16 protein-coding genes are annotated in these 14,590 nt (G+C 64.0%); 4 read left to right on the forward strand and 12 right to left on the reverse strand.

Features of this window, described 5'->3' with window-relative positions:
* The first annotated feature begins 398 nt into the window (after positions 1-398).
* Positions 399-1,337, forward strand: coding sequence for a DMT family transporter (locus tag Q0C59_RS09340; protein ID WP_370654293.1), 939 nt, complete (start codon positions 399-401; stop codon positions 1,335-1,337).
* Between the two features lies 1 nt (position 1,338).
* Here Q0C59_RS09340 and Q0C59_RS09345 read toward each other — a convergent pair whose 3' ends face one another.
* Both Q0C59_RS09345 and hemN read right to left on the reverse strand, forming a co-directional pair.
* Positions 1,339-1,998, reverse strand: coding sequence for a sulfite exporter TauE/SafE family protein (locus Q0C59_RS09345; protein WP_322315257.1), 660 nt, complete (start codon positions 1,996-1,998; stop codon positions 1,339-1,341).
* 15 nt (positions 1,999-2,013) lie between these two features.
* Positions 2,014-3,393, reverse strand: a complete 1,380-nt coding sequence (gene hemN, locus Q0C59_RS09350; RefSeq protein ID WP_291214403.1) for an oxygen-independent coproporphyrinogen III oxidase — start codon at positions 3,391-3,393, stop codon at positions 2,014-2,016.
* Between the two features lie 150 nt (positions 3,394-3,543).
* On the opposite strand from hemN, the gene fnr reads away from it, so the two are divergent.
* Positions 3,544-4,263, forward strand: coding sequence for a fumarate/nitrate reduction transcriptional regulator Fnr (gene fnr / locus Q0C59_RS09355; protein WP_291214405.1), 720 nt, complete (start codon positions 3,544-3,546; stop codon positions 4,261-4,263).
* A 19-nt stretch (positions 4,264-4,282) separates the two neighbouring features.
* On the opposite strand, the gene Q0C59_RS09360 is transcribed toward fnr, so the two are convergent.
* The 9 genes from Q0C59_RS09360 to Q0C59_RS09400 all read right to left on the reverse strand — a co-directional run bounded on the left by Q0C59_RS09360 (position 4,283) and on the right by Q0C59_RS09400 (position 12,142).
* Positions 4,283-4,513: a hypothetical protein gene (locus tag Q0C59_RS09360; RefSeq protein WP_291214407.1), complete on the reverse strand. Its 231-nt coding sequence runs from the start codon at positions 4,511-4,513 to the stop codon at positions 4,283-4,285.
* A gap of 28 nt (positions 4,514-4,541) precedes the next feature.
* Positions 4,542-4,826 carry a hypothetical protein gene (locus Q0C59_RS09365; protein WP_291214409.1) on the reverse strand — a complete coding sequence of 95 codons (285 nt, stop codon included), beginning with the start codon at positions 4,824-4,826 and terminating at the stop codon, positions 4,542-4,544.
* Positions 4,827-4,851: 25 nt separating this feature from the next.
* On the reverse strand, positions 4,852-6,225 hold the full coding sequence (gene ccoG / locus Q0C59_RS09370) for a cytochrome c oxidase accessory protein CcoG (RefSeq protein WP_291214446.1): 1,374 nt from the start codon (positions 6,223-6,225) through the stop codon (positions 4,852-4,854).
* 78 nt (positions 6,226-6,303) lie between these two features.
* Positions 6,304-7,221, reverse strand: a complete 918-nt coding sequence (gene ccoP / locus Q0C59_RS09375) for a cytochrome-c oxidase, cbb3-type subunit III (RefSeq protein WP_291214411.1) — start codon at positions 7,219-7,221, stop codon at positions 6,304-6,306.
* A gap of 33 nt (positions 7,222-7,254) precedes the next feature.
* Positions 7,255-7,392, reverse strand: coding sequence for a cbb3-type cytochrome c oxidase subunit 3 (locus Q0C59_RS09380; protein ID WP_291214414.1), 138 nt, complete (start codon positions 7,390-7,392; stop codon positions 7,255-7,257).
* Positions 7,393-7,408: 16 nt separating this feature from the next.
* Positions 7,409-8,035, reverse strand: a complete 627-nt coding sequence (gene ccoO, locus Q0C59_RS09385; protein WP_291214416.1) for a cytochrome-c oxidase, cbb3-type subunit II — start codon at positions 8,033-8,035, stop codon at positions 7,409-7,411.
* Between the two features lie 10 nt (positions 8,036-8,045).
* Positions 8,046-9,491: a cytochrome-c oxidase, cbb3-type subunit I gene (gene ccoN / locus Q0C59_RS09390; protein WP_291214418.1), complete on the reverse strand. Its 1,446-nt coding sequence runs from the start codon at positions 9,489-9,491 to the stop codon at positions 8,046-8,048.
* Between the two features lie 78 nt (positions 9,492-9,569).
* Positions 9,570-9,707, reverse strand: coding sequence for a cbb3-type cytochrome oxidase assembly protein CcoS (gene ccoS / locus Q0C59_RS09395; protein WP_291214420.1), 138 nt, complete (start codon positions 9,705-9,707; stop codon positions 9,570-9,572).
* A 41-nt stretch (positions 9,708-9,748) separates the two neighbouring features.
* Positions 9,749-12,142 carry a cation-translocating P-type ATPase gene (locus tag Q0C59_RS09400; protein WP_291214422.1) on the reverse strand — a complete coding sequence of 798 codons (2,394 nt, stop codon included), beginning with the start codon at positions 12,140-12,142 and terminating at the stop codon, positions 9,749-9,751.
* A 79-nt stretch (positions 12,143-12,221) separates the two neighbouring features.
* Between Q0C59_RS09400 and Q0C59_RS09405 the strand changes: the two genes are divergently transcribed.
* The gene (locus Q0C59_RS09405) at positions 12,222-12,665 is read left to right on the forward strand and encodes a universal stress protein (RefSeq protein WP_291214425.1); all 444 of its coding nucleotides are present in this window, start codon (positions 12,222-12,224) and stop codon (positions 12,663-12,665) included.
* Between the two features lie 66 nt (positions 12,666-12,731).
* Positions 12,732-14,099, forward strand: coding sequence for an MATE family efflux transporter (locus Q0C59_RS09410; RefSeq protein WP_291214427.1), 1,368 nt, complete (start codon positions 12,732-12,734; stop codon positions 14,097-14,099).
* 224 nt (positions 14,100-14,323) lie between these two features.
* Here Q0C59_RS09410 and Q0C59_RS09415 read toward each other — a convergent pair.
* The coding region (locus tag Q0C59_RS09415) for an AMP-binding enzyme (RefSeq protein ID WP_407066551.1) at positions 14,324-14,590 on the reverse strand (267 nt) is incomplete at its 5' end.

Raw genomic sequence — 14,590 nt, forward strand, 5'->3', positions numbered from 1 at the left:
TGGCCCAGTCTTTTTCCAGCGCGTCGATTTGCTGCTGGCGGCTCAGTTGCTCGGTCAGGGATTGAGGCATGGGGATACTCCGTGAGGTTGATGGAACAGGGTTGGCTTCGGCGTGGTGCAGTTGCATGCAGTGCCGCAGCCAGTGCCTTGACTTTAAGTCTTATAGAAGAGTTTTGAAAGCTCTTATGTCTTATATAAGAGAAAAACTTTTTCCTTGTTTTTCAACAAGATTTTTTACGCTTTTCTCAATATGGAATTATCTTTCTTGTATTGAGAAATTTTTCTGCAGCGCAGCATTGTTCTATTTCACAATAAGAAATCATCAAGCCTCATCCTGAAAAGTGGCAAGCCCGGGGCATCGGGCATGATCCGGCCCACTTCTGAAATCAGCCGACCTTGTGAACCCCATCCCTCCCCTGAACCGCTGGTGGGCATATGCCTGTCTCGCCTTGAGCATGTCGCTCGTGGGCAGTTATGTGGCTTTGTCCAAGCCACTGGTGCTTGTGTTCCCCATCTTCCTGCTGGCCTGGCTTCGCTTCGGCATTGGCGGGCTGGCCATGCTGCGCTGGTTGAAGAAGCCACCGAGCGAACCACCGATCACGCCGCACACGCGCTGGCTGCTGTTTCTCGAATCTTTCCTGGGCAACTTCCTGTTCTCCATCTGCATGTTGTTTGGCGTGAGCATGACCACGGCCGTGGCGGCCGGTGTTGTGATGTCGTCCATTCCAGCGGTGGTGGCGGTGCTGAGCTGGATGTTCCTGCGCGAGCGCATCGGCTGGCGGAGTGCGGCGGGCATCGCCTGCGCGGCGTTGGGCATCGGCCTGTTTTCGCTGCAGAAGGTCGACAGCGGCGCGGCGGTGGACAGCAGCGGCCCATTCGGCATCAGTCGGGCGCTCTTGGGGAACCTGCTGGTGTTCGCGGCGGTGGTGTGCGAGGCCTCTTACGTCGTGATCGGCAAGCGCCTCACCGAGGGCCTGGGGCCCAAACGCATCTCGGCCATCATCAACCTGTGGGGCTTTGCGCTGGTCACGCCGTTCGGGCTATGGGCCGCGTGGTCGTTCGATTTCGGCACGGTGAGCCTGCCGATCTGGACGCTGCTGGTGTTTTATGCGCTGGCAGCCAGTGTGTGGACGGTGTGGCTGTGGATGACTGGTCTGAAGACCATTCCGGCCTCACAGGCAGGCGTTTTCACGGTGATGCTGCCGGTGAGCGCGGCGGCCATAGGGGTGTTGTTCATGGGTGAGACGCTCACGCCGCTTCAGGTGGTGGCATTTGGCATCGCGCTGCTCGGGCTCGTGCTGGCCACCCTGCCCCAGCGCCGCCCCGCTCAAGCCTGATTCAAAGGCACCAAAGGCCGGTCGGCTGTGTGATGCCCATCCACAAGGCCCAGCCGGACGTGGCGGCCAATGCCAGGCCGGCCAGCCGGATACCCCAGGCGCCCGAGCGCGCGCCGTTCAGGCGAAGCAACAACCACGGCGCCACAGTCAAGGAGATCGAGGTGCCGATGGAGAAAAGCGCCATGATGGCCGCGCCCTCCAGGGCATTCGCCGAAAGCGACGCCACCAGCAAGGCCGAATACAGCAAACCACAGGGCATGAGTGCCCAGGCCACGCCCAGCACCACCGGCGCACGCTGCCCCATGGAGGTCAGCACCGGGCGGGCCTTGCGCCAGATGTTCTGGCCCAGCGTCTCGATCCAGGCCGGCTGGCGCGCGCGCCAGATCAACACCATGCCCAGCAACAAGGCCGCCACGTGAAACGAAGTCCACACCGGACGGATCACCGTGGTGTTGGTCCCCAGCCATGCCAGCCCCTGCACCGAGCCCGCGGCGAAGGCGCCAAACAACGCGTAACCCACCATGCGGCTGAACTGGAACGTCCACAAGGCCTGGGTGCTGCGCGCACCCGCGGCGCGGCTGATGCCGGCGCACGCGGCGCCGCACATGGCCACGCAGTGGGGTCCACCCACCACGCCCATGAACAGGGCCGTGATAGCCATCGAAGTCTGCATGGATCAGATGATCTTCGAAAAGCGCGCCCGATCGAGGTCAAGCTGGAGATTCTTGTCAAACACCATGGCTATTGCCCGCACCAGGTACCAGCCAGTGTCGGTGACCTGTACGCCTGTGGGGTCCAGGCGCACCAGTCCGTGCTCGGCCAAGCCTTCGAGCACTTCCAGTTCGCGCGAAAAGTACTGCCGGAAGTCAATGAGGTGCCCGAGCTCGATGGATTCGAACTGCAACTCACCCTGGCACATCAAGGACATGATCACCGCGCGGCGCAGCAGATCGTCGCGCGTGAGCGCCAGGCCACGCACGATGGGCAGGCGGCCCTGGTCGAGCATGTCGCGGTATTCCTCCAGTGTCTTGGCGTTCTGGCTGTAGGTGGCACCGATGCGGCCGATGGACGACACGCCGAGCGCGATGAGGTCACAGTCTGGCTGGGTGCTGTAACCCTGGAAATTGCGGTGCAGCCTGCCCTGGCGCTTGGCAACGGCCAGCGCGTCAGTGGGCAAGGCGAAATGGTCCATGCCCACATACACGTAGCCGGCGTCCTGCAGGGCGTCGAGCGAGGCCGACAGCATGGACAGCTTGGCGCCACCGCTGGGCAGCTCGGCAGAGATGATGCGCCGCTGCGGCTTGAAGCGCGACGGCAGGTGGGCGTAGGCGTAGAGAGCGATGCGGTCGGGCCGCAATTCGTTCACCTGGGCGAGCGTGCGCGCGAACGACTCGGGTGTCTGCATGGGAAGCCCGTAGATGAGATCCACGTTGATCGACTCGAAGCCGATGCGCCGCGCGGCAGCCACCAGCGCAAAGACCTGCTCGGCGGGCTGGATACGGTGCACGGCTTTCTGCACCGTGGGGTCGAAGTCCTGCACACCAAAGCTCAGGCGGTTGAACCCCAGGCGCGCCAGCGTGCGCAGGCGCTCTTCGGTCACGGTGCGCGGGTCTACCTCGATCGAGTATTCCCCGCCGGGCACCAACGTGAAATGCGATCGCAGCATGCTCATCAGGTCTTCGAGCTCGGCGTCCGACAAGAAGGTGGGGGTGCCGCCGCCCAAGTGCAGTTGCGACACGTTCTGCCCGGAGCCCACATGCGCCACCTGCAGTTCCACCTCCAGCGCCAGGTAGCGCAGGTACTCGGCGGCCCGCTCGTGGTGCTTGGTGATGACCTTGTTGCAGGCGCAGTAGTAGCAGACCGACTCGCAAAACGGAATGTGCACGTACAGCGAGAGCGGCAGCGCCATGGAGCCCACCTTGCGTTGCTCCAGTGCCTGGATGTAGTCCTGCTCGGTGAAAGCTTCCACGAAGCGATCGGCGGTAGGGTACGAGGTGTAGCGCGGCCCGGGGACGTCGAAACGGCGCAGCAGGTCATCGGAAATGGTATGGCTCACGGGTTGTCTCCCAATCAATGGCGCCACTGTGCCGCAGGACCGTTTTGCGACCCTTGATCTTCATCAACAGCCAGGTCCGGTATGGCCGCGTGGCCGGTCCGACACCCCTCCGGGGTATGCTGTCACCTGTCACACCTTCCCGGACTTTGTATGGATGCCCACTCGATCAAAGTTGCCTGCTCCAGCTGCAACCTTCGCGAACTCTGCCTTCCCATGGGACTGAACCCCGAAGAGATGGACAAGCTGGACCGCGTGATTTCCACCCGCAAGCGAATCAAGCGCGGTCAGGCGCTGTTCAATGTGGGAGACCAGTTCACCTCGCTGTACGCCGTTCGCTCAGGCTTTTTCAAGACCTGCGTGACCACGGCCGACGGTCGGGACCAGGTGACCGGCTTCCAGATGACGGGCGAGATCATCGGCATGGACGGCATCGTGAGCGATCACCACTCGTGCGACGCCGTGGCACTGGAAGATGCCGAGGTCTGCATCATGCCGTTCGATCAGGTGGAGGAGCTTTCGCGTGAATTCACCACGCTGCAGCACCACGTTCACAAGATCCTGAGCCGCGAGATCGTGCGCGACCACAGCGTGATGCTGCTGCTGGGCAGCATGCGGGCCGAAGAGCGGCTGGCCGCCTTCCTGCTGAACCTGGTGCAACGCCTGCATGCGCGCGGTTTCTCGCAGTCCGAATTCGTGCTGCGCATGACACGCGAAGAGATCGGCAGCTACCTGGGCATGAAGCTGGAAACGGTGAGCCGCACGTTCTCCAAGTTCGCCGAAGACGGCATCATCGATGTGAAGCAGCGCCACGTGCACATCAAGAACGTGGATGCGCTGCGCCAGATCGTCAACCCTCAAACGTGCGCTTGACCCCGCTGCGGCGGATCTTTCAGAGTTCGGAAGGCGGCAGCGTCAGCAGCGTGGTGAGCGCGCTGGACGCCATCGTCAGCCCCCAGAACACAAAAAACGCCAAGGTATAGACCGCCTCGCGCGACAGCGCCAGCGGAGCGCCGAACCAGTGCAGATCGCCAGGATCCACCAGCGCAAACACGACCATCTCGAGCACGGCCGCCACCAGAAAAGCGGGCCATGCAATCACCATCAGGCGTTTTCCCCACATGTGCTGGTCTCCCGGGTGGTGCTGCCGTTCACTCGGCCGGGATCACGGGTGAGGCGGCGTTGTTGCGCGCCTGGTGGGCGGGCTGCAGCTTGGCCAGAGCGTCGATGCGCGCCTGACCCTGCAGGGACTGCGCGGCCTGGTAGTCGCGCTGGTAGTCGGCCTTGTTGAGCACTTTGTCGGCGCCATTGACGGCGTAGAAGGCTGCTGTGAGGCTGGCAACCACACCCAGCACCGGCAGACCGAACACCAACCACGCCTGGGGTGTTCGCCACCAGGCGGCTGCGGGGGTGGGTGTTGTGTTGGTTGGGCTCATGGAAGTCTCCTGAAAAACAGTGGGCTTATCGTGGCACGAGGAAGGCGGCCTTCTCGGTCACCCGTGCCACTTCGTCGCCGGTGGAACGGATCTCGAACTGGATCGGGTGCGAGCCCGTGCTCGCGGCGCCGGGCGGGATCTGCACCCGTACCGCAGCAGAGCGCACTTCGGTGGGCAGCACCTCGACCTCGGTGGCCGGCTCCAGCGTGATGCCGGGCAAACCGGACACGGTGATGGCGTAGCGTTGCGTCTCTTCAGTGGCGTTCATGATCTGCAGGCGGTACACGTTTTCAATGCGGCCCTGCTCGACCATGCGCGCCAGCGAGCCACGGTCGCGCATCACGTCCACGCGCAACGGGGTGCGCAGGTACAGGCTCACGCCCACCGCCGTGATGATGGACAACAGAATGGCCGAATACACGAGCACGCGCGGGCGCAGGGCGCGCCTGAGCATCTGCCGGGTGTTCCAGCCCTTCTCCATGCCGTGCTGGGTCGAAAACTTGATGAGACCACGCGGATAGCCCACCTTATCCATCACGTCGTCGCACACGTCAACGCAGGCCGCGCAACCAATGCACTCGTATTGCAGACCCTTGCGGATGTCGATGCCCGTGGGACACACCTGAACGCACAGGGTGCAATCGATGCAGGAGCCCAGCCCCAGCGCCACCGGATCGGCCTTTTTGGATCGTGCTCCGCGCGGCTCACCACGCTTCTCGTCGTAGGTCACGATCATCGTGTCCTTGTCGAACATCGCGCTCTGGAAGCGCGCGTACGGACACATGTACTTGCACACCTGCTCGCGCATGAACCCGGCATTGCCGTAGGTGGCGAATCCGTAGAAGAAAATCCAGAAGGTCTGCCAGGGCCCGAGCGAGGCGGCCAGCGACAAGGCGGCGAGCTCGCGGATGGGTGTGAAGTAGCCGACGAAGGTGAAGCCGGTCCACAGTGCAAACGTTATCCAGATCGCGTGCTTGAGGCCGCGCTTGCCGAACTTGGCCGCGGTCATGCCGGAGGCATCCAGCCGCAGGCGGGCCGAGCGGTCGCCTTCGACCTTCTTCTCGATCCACAGGAAGATCTCGGTGTAGACCGTTTGCGGGCAGGCAAAGCCGCACCACAGCCGCCCAGCCACTGCGGTGAACAGGAACAGCGACAGCGCAGAGATGACCAGCAGGCCGGTGAGGTAGATGAAGTCCTGCGGGTACAGCACCAGACCGAAGATGTAGAAACGCCGGATTTCCAGGTCGAACAACACGGCCTGGCGCGCATTCCATTCAAGCCACGGCAGGCCGTAGAACACGATCTGCGTGATCCACACCGTCACCCAACGCCAATTGGAAAACACCCCCGACACCGAGCGTGGCTGGATCTTCTGGCCGGCGGCGTACAACGACACCATCTCCCCATCATCGGCGGGCACGATGGGAATGACAGTGGCGGCAGGTTTGGCGGTGGACAAGAGTGGCTTCAATCAGGTTCAGTTGGCGGCGGCTGCCGGCTTGTTCGACATGCCCCACACATACGCGGTCAGCACATGGATCTGGTCGGCATTGAGCTTGCCCGCCTGCGCCGGCATCTGGTTGTTGATGCCGTTGTTGATGGCGCGGGTGATGGCCTCTTCGCCCCAGCCGTGCAGCCAGATGCCGTCGGTGAGGTTGGGCGCGCCCAGCGCAGTGTTGCCTTTGCCGTCTGCGCCATGGCATGCGGCGCACACAGCGAATTTGGCACGGCCTTGCGATGCGCGGATGGAATCGTGCGGCGTGGCCGACAGGCTCATGACGTAGTGCGCCACGTTGCGCACGTCTTCCGGTGTGCCCACTGCGGCGCCGAGTGCGGGCATCACGCCATTGCGACCCTGCGTGAGCGTGGTCTTGATAGCAGCAGGGTCGCCGCCCCAGAGCCAGTCTCCGTCGGTGAGGTTGGGGAAGCTGCGGGCACCGCGTGCGTCCGACCCGTGGCACTGCGCACAGTTGTTCATGTACAAGCGCTCACCCACCGCCATTGCGGGGGCATCGCCCGCCAACTGCTCAGGGGAGAGGCCGTTGAAGCGCGCGTAAATGGGCGCAATGTCCTGCTGCATCTTGTCCACCTCGGCCTGGTGCTGGCCTTGCGAGGACCAGCCCAGCACGCCTTGGTACTTGCCAAAGGTGGGGTAGAGCACGCCGTAGACCAGTGCGAAGATCACCGTGATGATGAAGAGGTAGACCCACCAGCGCGGCAGTGGGTTGTTCATCTCCTGCAGGTCTTCGTCCCACACGTGGCCGGTGGTGTTGTCGGCCCGGGCCTTGACCTTGGTGGTGCCGCTGATCCAGAGAAGGACCGCGCAGGCCAGGATGCTGACCAGGGTCAGCCCGGCCACATACCAGGACCAGAATTCGCTGGTGAAATCACTCATGATGGTTCTCTTGTTCTGACGGGTTCGCGGGGTTCATTCGTCCTGAAAAGGCAGCTGCGCTGCTTCTTCAAAACGGTCCTTGTTCCGCTTGGACCAGGCCCAGGCCACGATGCCCAGGAAGGTCAGGAAACTGATCAGGGTGACGATGCTGCGCAGGTCGTTGATGTCCATGGTGTCCTCCGTGTGCTTACTTGATCGCGGTGCCGAGCACCTGCAGGTAGGCCACCAACGCGTCGAGTTCGGTCTTGCCCTTCACGTCGGCAGGGGCGGATGCGATCTCTTCGTCGGTGTAGGGCGCGCCCAGCGTGCGCAACACCTCCATGCGGCGCGGCACGCTGGCCTCGTTCACGGTCTTCTTCTCCAGCCAAGGGTAAGCCGGCATGTTCGACTCGGGCACCAGGTCGCGCGGGTTGATCAGATGGATGCGGTGCCATTCGTCGCTGTAGCGTCCGCCCACGCGGTGCAGGTCGGGTCCGGTGCGCTTGCTGCCCCACTGGAAGGGCCGGTCGTACACAAACTCCCCCGCCAACGAGTAGTGGCCGTAGCGCAGCGTCTCGGCCTGCAGCGGCCGGATCATCTGCGAGTGGCAGTTGTAGCAACCTTCGCGAACGTAAATGTCGCGGCCAAGGATCTGCAGCGCGCTGTAGGGCTTGAGGCCCTCCACCGGCTGGGTGGTGGACTTCTGGAAGAACAGTGGAACGATCTCCACCAGTCCACCGACCGCGATCACCAGCACGATGAGCACGATCATCAGGAAGTTGTTGGTCTCGATCCGCTCGTGCGTGAAACCCTGGGGCTTGTCTTGGTTGGCCATGTTGTTGTCCTCAGGCGTGGGCGGGGCTGACGGCTGGAATGCGCACTTCGGGCACCTGTCCGTTCCTGACCGTCATGAATGTGTTCCACGCCATCAGCACCATCCCGCCGAAGTAGAGCGTGCCGCCGACCAGCCGGATCACATAGAAGGGATAGGTGGCCTTGACCGACTCCACGAAGGTGTAGGTCAGACTGCCGTCCGGGTTGATCGAGCGCCACATCAGGCCCTGCATCACACCGGCGATCCACATGGCCGCGATGTAGAGAACGATGCCGATGGTGGCGACCCAGAAGTGGATTTCGATGGCGGGCACCGAGTACATCTTCTTCTGGCCGTACAGGCGGGGAATCAGGTAGTACATCGATCCCATGGTCACCAGACCCACCCAGCCCAGGGCGCCGGAGTGCACGTGGCCCACAGTCCAGTCGGTGTAGTGGCTCAGGGCGTTGACCGTCTTGATCGACATCATCGGACCTTCGAAGGTCGACATGCCGTAGAACGAGAGCGAGACGATCAGGAAACGCAGGATCGGGTCATCGCGAAGTTTGTGCCAGGCGCCCGAGAGCGTCATGATGCCGTTGATCATGCCGCCCCAGCTGGGCGCCAGCAGGATGAGCGAGAACACCATGCCCACCGATTGGGTCCAGTCGGGCAGCGCGGTGTAGTGCAGGTGATGTGGGCCGGCCCACATGTAGGTGAAGATCAGCGCCCAGAAGTGCACGATCGACAGGCGATACGAGTACACGGGGCGTTCGGCCTGCTTGGGAATGAAGTAATACATCATCCCGAGGAAGCCGGCGGTGAGGAAGAAGCCCACTGCGTTGTGGCCGTACCACCACTGCACCATGGCGTCCTGCACGCCGGCGTATGCCGAGTAGGACTTGAAGCCGTCCACCGGCAGCGCTGCGCTGTTGACGATGTGCAGCATGGCCACGGCCAGGATGAAGGCGCCGAAGAACCAGTTGGCCACGTAGATGTGGCGCACCTTGCGCTTGCCGATGGTGCCGAAAAACACCACGGCGTAGGCCACCCAGACCACCGCGATCAGGATGTCGATAGGCCATTCCAGCTCGGCATACTCCTTGCCCGAGGTCAGGCCCAGCGGCAGCGTGATGGCCGCCAGCACGATCACCAGTTGCCAACCCCAGAAGGTGAAGGCAGCCAGACCGTCGGAGAAGATCCGCGTCTGGCAGGTGCGTTGCACCACGTAATAGCTCGCGGCGAACAGGCCGCAACCACCGAAAGCAAAGATCACCGCGTTGGTGTGCAGCGGCCGCAAGCGGCCGTAAGACAACCATTCAATGCCCAGATTGAGCTCGGGCCAGGTGAGCTGGGCGGCAATGATCACACCCACCAGCATCCCCACCACCCCCCACACCACCGTCATGATGGTGAACTGCCGCACCACTTTGTCGTTATAGACCGCCGACTGGCTGGCCTTGTTTGTCACGGACATACAGAACTCCTCACAAATGTCACTGATGGAAGTGTCTTCACTGGCCAAGCTCACCGCCTTGACCTAAGTCAAGCGGGCTCAATCGCTTTTGAGAATTCGTTCGCCTTCGCGCTCGATGTTGTCGAACTGCCCCGACTGCAAGGCCCACCAGAACAGGCCGATGATCCCGAACACAAGCAGCACGGACAGGGGGATCAGGAGGTACAGGACGTCCATGGATGGTGGTTCTCGTCAAAGTTGCAATGTTTCGGGCCATGCTACGCCGATGCGGGCGCAGGAACCGGGTTGGTCGATGAGGAATGCGGGGCTTTCCCGGCCAGGCGAAGGGCATTGCCGATCACCAGCAGCGAGCTGCCGGCCATGCCCAGGCCGGCCAGCCAGGGTGGCATCCAGCCCACGAGGGCCAACGGCACGGCCACCACGTTGTAGGCGCCGGCCCAGATGAGGTTCTGCCGCACGATGCGCAGCGTGGCGCGCGCCTGGATGAGCGTGTGCACCACGTCCATCACCTGCCCGCCCTGGATCACGTAGTCCGACTGGGCCTGCGCCAGCGGCGCGGCCTGGCCGAGCGCAAATGAGGTGTCGGCGCGCGCGAGCACCGGTCCGTCGTTGAGGCCGTCGCCCACCATGGCGATGGTGAGGCCCTGCGCCTGCAGCCGGGTCACCTCCACCAGCTTTTGCTCGGGCGTGGCGCCGGCAATCACGTGGTCCACCCCCACCGCCTGGCCCACGGCCTCGGCGGCGGCGGCGCGGTCACCCGAGAGCAGCCAGCTGCGAACGCCCAGCGCGCGCAGGGCCTGCACCGCTTCGCGAGCGTCTTCCCGCAGGCCTTCTTCCAGCGTGAAGCTGGCCATCCAGCCCTCGTCGTCGCTGAGGTGGGCGCGTGGCGCGTCTTCCCCTGCGGTGGCCACGGGTGCCCCGCAGAACTCGGCCGAACCCAGCCGCACGCCGCTGCCGTCCGGCAAACAGGCCTGCATGCCCTGCCCCGCCACCTCGGTCACGTCCACCAGAGTCAGCCCAGTGGAATGCTGCGCCAGCGCACGGGACACCGGGTGCAGCGAGCCCGCTGCCATGGCCCCTGCCAGGGTCAACGCCTGCTCGCGACCGACACCGGCTCGCGTGCTCACTTCACGCAGCACCAGCCGGTCGTGGGTGAGCGTGCCGGTTTTGTCGAACACCACGGCGTTGATGTTGGCCAGCGTCTCGAACGCCTGCAGCCGGCGCACGAGCACGCCGCGGCGCGCCAGCGCCCCGGCCGAAGTCAGCATGGCCGCCGGCGTGGCCAGCGAAAGCGCACACGGGCAGGTGACGATGAGCACCGCCACCGCCACGGCCAGCGCGCGGGTGTGGTCGATCTGCCACCAGTAAACGCCAGCCACTGCTGCGGCCAGCAGCACCAGCACGAGGAACGGCGCGGCGATCCGGTCGGCCAGGATGGCCAGGCGCGGTTTCTCGGTGGAGGCCTGCTCCATCAGCTTGACGATCTGGGCAAAGCGCGTGTCGCGCCCGACCTGGGTCACGCGCACGCGCACCGGGCCACCCAGGTTGAAACTGCCGGCCACCACGCCCTGCCCCTGTTCACGCGTGACCGGACGCGATTCGCCAGTGAGCAAGGCTTCGTCCACCGTGGCCAGTTCGCTGAGCAGCTCGCCGTCGGCCGGAAAGGCCTGGCCGGCCTGGAGCTGTACCACGTCGCCGACCACCAGGCGGCGGATGGACACCGTCTCAAAGCCTTTCGCGGTCTCGCGCTCGCACACTGCTGGCAAGCGATTCATCAGGCTGTCGAGCGCACCGGCCGTGCGGTCGCGCGCCTTGAACTCAAGGTAACGCCCGCCGAGCAGGAAAAACACAAACATGGTCAGCGAGTCGAACCAGACCTCGTAACCCCAGGGCCCGGTGGGGTCGAAGGTGGCGGCCGAACTCACGAGAAAGGTGACCAGGATGCCGATGGAGACCGGCGTGTCCATGCCCACACGGCCGTGCTTGAGGTCGCGCCAGGCACTCTCGAAAAACGGTCCGCTGGCGAAAAACACCACCGGCAGGCTGAGCACCCAGCTGGCCCAGCGCAGCAACTGGTCGATGTCGGCCGGGATCTCGCCCGGCTCGGTCACATACGCAGGCCACGCGTACATCATCACCTGCATCATGCAGAAGCCCGCCACGAACAGGCGCCACAGGCCTTGCCGGGTTTCACGCAAGCGCTCGCTGATGCTCAGGGCCTGATGCATGGGCAGCAGGCGGTAACCGCGTTCGCCTACCACCTGTGCCAAGCTGGACATGCGGGTGGCAGCAGGGTCCCAGCGCAGCGTGAGCCGTCGCGTGGCCGCGTGCACCCGTGCCTGCTGCACGCCCGGCAGCCCTTGCAGGGCTGATTCCACCGTGTCGGCACAGGCGGCGCAATACATCCCCTGCACCATCAACACCGATTCAGCGACATCCCCGTCTGCCAGTTCAATGCGCTGGGTGAAGGTCTCCTGCTCCACCGGATCGTCGAGCACGGCGAAATTGTCGGTGACGGTGAGCTGGCCGCGGTGGTCGCCCAGCCAGTCGGTCGCGGGGGTTGCAGGGGTGGGTTCGGCAAGCACAGGCCGTACCGGGAGCACGGACGCGGCCTGGTTCATGCCTGAAGCGTAATCGGGGTCTTGTTTCATGGGCTTGATCCAAGTCAACCACAAGTGGGCCACCTGCGCTACTCTGCGGACTCGAACAACAAACTTGAAGGAGCAAGCCATGTACAAGCGCATCCTGGTGGCCACCGACGGCTCGAAACTCTCCAAGATGGCGGTGGAACACGCCATCAACCTGGCCGACCTCACCGGTGCCGAAGTGGTTGCCCTGAAGGTGGTGCCGCGTTATCCGCAGACGTACTTTGAAGGCGGCGTGGCGCTGGCAGCGGCAGAAATTTCCCGCATCGAAGCCCAGTGGAACGAGGAAGCCATGACCGCCGTGAACGCGGTGAAGTCGGCCGGGCAGTTGCGCGAAGTCAAGGTCAAGCCTGTCACCGTGAAGTCGGACCTGATCGCCGAGGCCATCATCGCCACGGCCAAGCGCAACAAATGCGACCTGATCGTGATGGCTTCACATGGCCGCCGTGGCTTGAAGCGCCTCTTGCTGGGCAGCGAGACCCAGCAAGTCCTGACGCACTCACACACGCCTGTGCTCGTCCTGCGCTGACTTGACCTCGATCTCACAGGGCTGAGGGGCCCGGTGTAGAGTGGGCGCGCATTCACGCCCACCCCCATGCCGCCTTCACCGCACACGACGCCAAAGTTCGTCACCGGCTCCACGCTCAGACACGTCATCAACATGACCGCCACCGGCTCCATCGGGCTGGCGGCGGTTTTTTTCGTGGACGTGCTCAACCTGTTCTACATCTCGCAGCTGGGCGAGAAGCAGCTGGCCGCTGCCGTGGGCTACGCGGGCACGCTGCTGTTTTTCCTCACATCATTGGCCATCGGCCTGTCGATCGCGGCCACCGCGCTGGCCTCGCGCGCCCTGGGGCGCGGCGAGCGCGACCAGGCGAAGGTGATCGCTGGCGCATCGCTGGTGCTCATGGCCTTGTTCATGGGGGTCGCGGTGGCCCTGGTCTACCCGTGGTTGGCCCAGCTGCTCGCCGTGCTCGGAGCCACCGGCGAAACCGCCGACCTCGCCCTGGGCTTCACGCGCTGGGTGTTGCCCTCGGCCATTCCACTGGGGCTGGGCATGTGCCTGGCGGCGCTGCTGCGCTCGCTCGGTGATGCCCGCCGGGCCATGTACGTGACCCTGGGTGCGGGTGCGGTGTCGGCGGTGCTCGACCCACTGCTCATCCTGGTGTTGGGCTGGGGGCTGGACGGTGCTGCGGTGGCCACGGTGGTTGCGCGCTGCTCCATGGTGTTCATCGGCCTGCACGCCCTGCTGCGCGTGCACCGGCTGTTTGCTTGGCCCGATGGAGATGTGCTCCGAAACACCCTCAAGCCCTTTCTGGCCATCGGCGTGCCGGCCGTGCTCACCCAGGTGGCCACGCCGGTGGGCAATGCCTTCGTCACCGCGGCCATCGCGCCCTTTGGTGACAACGCAGTGGCGGGCTGGGCGGTGATCGTGCGCTTGATCCCGGTGGCCTTTGTGGCCTTGTTTGCGTTATCGGGCTCGGTCGGCCCGATCCTTGGCCAGAACCTGGGCGCCCGCCGCTTTGATCGCCTGCGCAGCACGGTGCGCGACAGCCTGAAGGTCACACTGGTTTATGTGCTGGTGGTGTGGTTGCTGATGGCGCTGGGCAGCGGCTTCATCGCCACCGCGTTCGGTGCGCAGGGCGAAGCGCGCGAACTCATCGTGTTCTTCTGCGTATTCGTGGCGGGCAGTTTTTTCTTCAACGGCGCGCTGTTCGTGGCCAACGCGGCGTTCAACAACCTGGGCTTTGCCTTCTATTCCACGGCGCTCAACTGGGGCCGCGCCACGCTGGGCGTGGCGCCCTTCATCTGGATCGGCGCGCAGTGGTTTGGTGCGCGTGGTGTGTTGGCGGGGTATGGGCTGGGAGTGGTGGTGTTCGGGGTGGTGGGGCTGTGGTTGAGTCGACGGGTTCTGAAGCGATTGGAGCGGGAGGCCACTTCTTCCGGCGCTGTTTCTCGTTAACTTGAGGTTGATCGCCTGCGCTTCTTCGAATGCTTGCGGACGTGGCGTGCACCCTTGCGCGCCACTGTCAACACACCCATCGCGCGCCAACGAGGTCGGCGGCAGTCGGGCTGTCCGGCGCAGCGGCATAAAGGAGGAGCACGGGGCGCAGCCCCGGGCGGGGGACAGCCGCGGAGCCGGTCAGCCCGGCTGCCGCCGACCGGAGCAAGCCAACGCAAAAAAGCTCATGCAAACAACGACTTGTGCTGATCCCGCAGCAAATTCTTCTGAACCTTGCCCATCGTGTTCCGCGGCAACTCATTCACCACAAAACACCGCTTGGGAATCTTGAAGTTCGCCAGCCGCGACTTCAGCGAAGCGAGCACCTGAGCAGCGTCCACCTGCGCACCCGGCTTGGCAATCAACAAAGCCACACCCACCTCACCAAAGTCGGGATGCGGCACACCGATCACCGCGCTCTCGACCACACCCGGCATCTCGTTGATGTAGCC

Origin of the sequence: Hydrogenophaga sp. (genome assembly GCF_022844385.1) — a bacterium.
Lineage (GTDB): Bacteria > Pseudomonadota > Gammaproteobacteria > Burkholderiales > Burkholderiaceae_C > Hydrogenophaga.

What these genes read in the sequence shown, in the direction of transcription:
- Q0C59_RS09345 (WP_322315257.1), bottom strand. Translation starts at nt 1,998, where the DNA reads ATGGCTATCACGGCCCTGTTCATGGGCGTGGTGGGTGGACCCCACTGC.
- fnr (WP_291214405.1), top strand. Translation starts at nt 3,544, where the DNA reads ATGGATGCCCACTCGATCAAAGTTGCCTGCTCCAGCTGCAACCTTCGC.
- Q0C59_RS09360 (WP_291214407.1), bottom strand. Translation starts at nt 4,513, where the DNA reads ATGTGGGGAAAACGCCTGATGGTGATTGCATGGCCCGCTTTTCTGGTG.
- Q0C59_RS09365 (WP_291214409.1), bottom strand. Translation starts at nt 4,826, where the DNA reads ATGAGCCCAACCAACACAACACCCACCCCCGCAGCCGCCTGGTGGCGA.
- ccoG (WP_291214446.1), bottom strand. Translation starts at nt 6,225, where the DNA reads ATGGTGTCGTTGTACGCCGCCGGCCAGAAGATCCAGCCACGCTCGGTG.
- ccoP (WP_291214411.1), bottom strand. Translation starts at nt 7,221, where the DNA reads ATGAGTGATTTCACCAGCGAATTCTGGTCCTGGTATGTGGCCGGGCTG.
- Q0C59_RS09380 (WP_291214414.1), bottom strand. Translation starts at nt 7,392, where the DNA reads ATGGACATCAACGACCTGCGCAGCATCGTCACCCTGATCAGTTTCCTG.
- ccoO (WP_291214416.1), bottom strand. Translation starts at nt 8,035, where the DNA reads ATGGCCAACCAAGACAAGCCCCAGGGTTTCACGCACGAGCGGATCGAG.
- ccoN (WP_291214418.1), bottom strand. Translation starts at nt 9,491, where the DNA reads ATGTCCGTGACAAACAAGGCCAGCCAGTCGGCGGTCTATAACGACAAA.
- ccoS (WP_291214420.1), bottom strand. Translation starts at nt 9,707, where the DNA reads ATGGACGTCCTGTACCTCCTGATCCCCCTGTCCGTGCTGCTTGTGTTC.
- Q0C59_RS09400 (WP_291214422.1), bottom strand. Translation starts at nt 12,142, where the DNA reads ATGAAACAAGACCCCGATTACGCTTCAGGCATGAACCAGGCCGCGTCC.
- Q0C59_RS09405 (WP_291214425.1), top strand. Translation starts at nt 12,222, where the DNA reads ATGTACAAGCGCATCCTGGTGGCCACCGACGGCTCGAAACTCTCCAAG.
- Q0C59_RS09410 (WP_291214427.1), top strand. Translation starts at nt 12,732, where the DNA reads ATGCCGCCTTCACCGCACACGACGCCAAAGTTCGTCACCGGCTCCACG.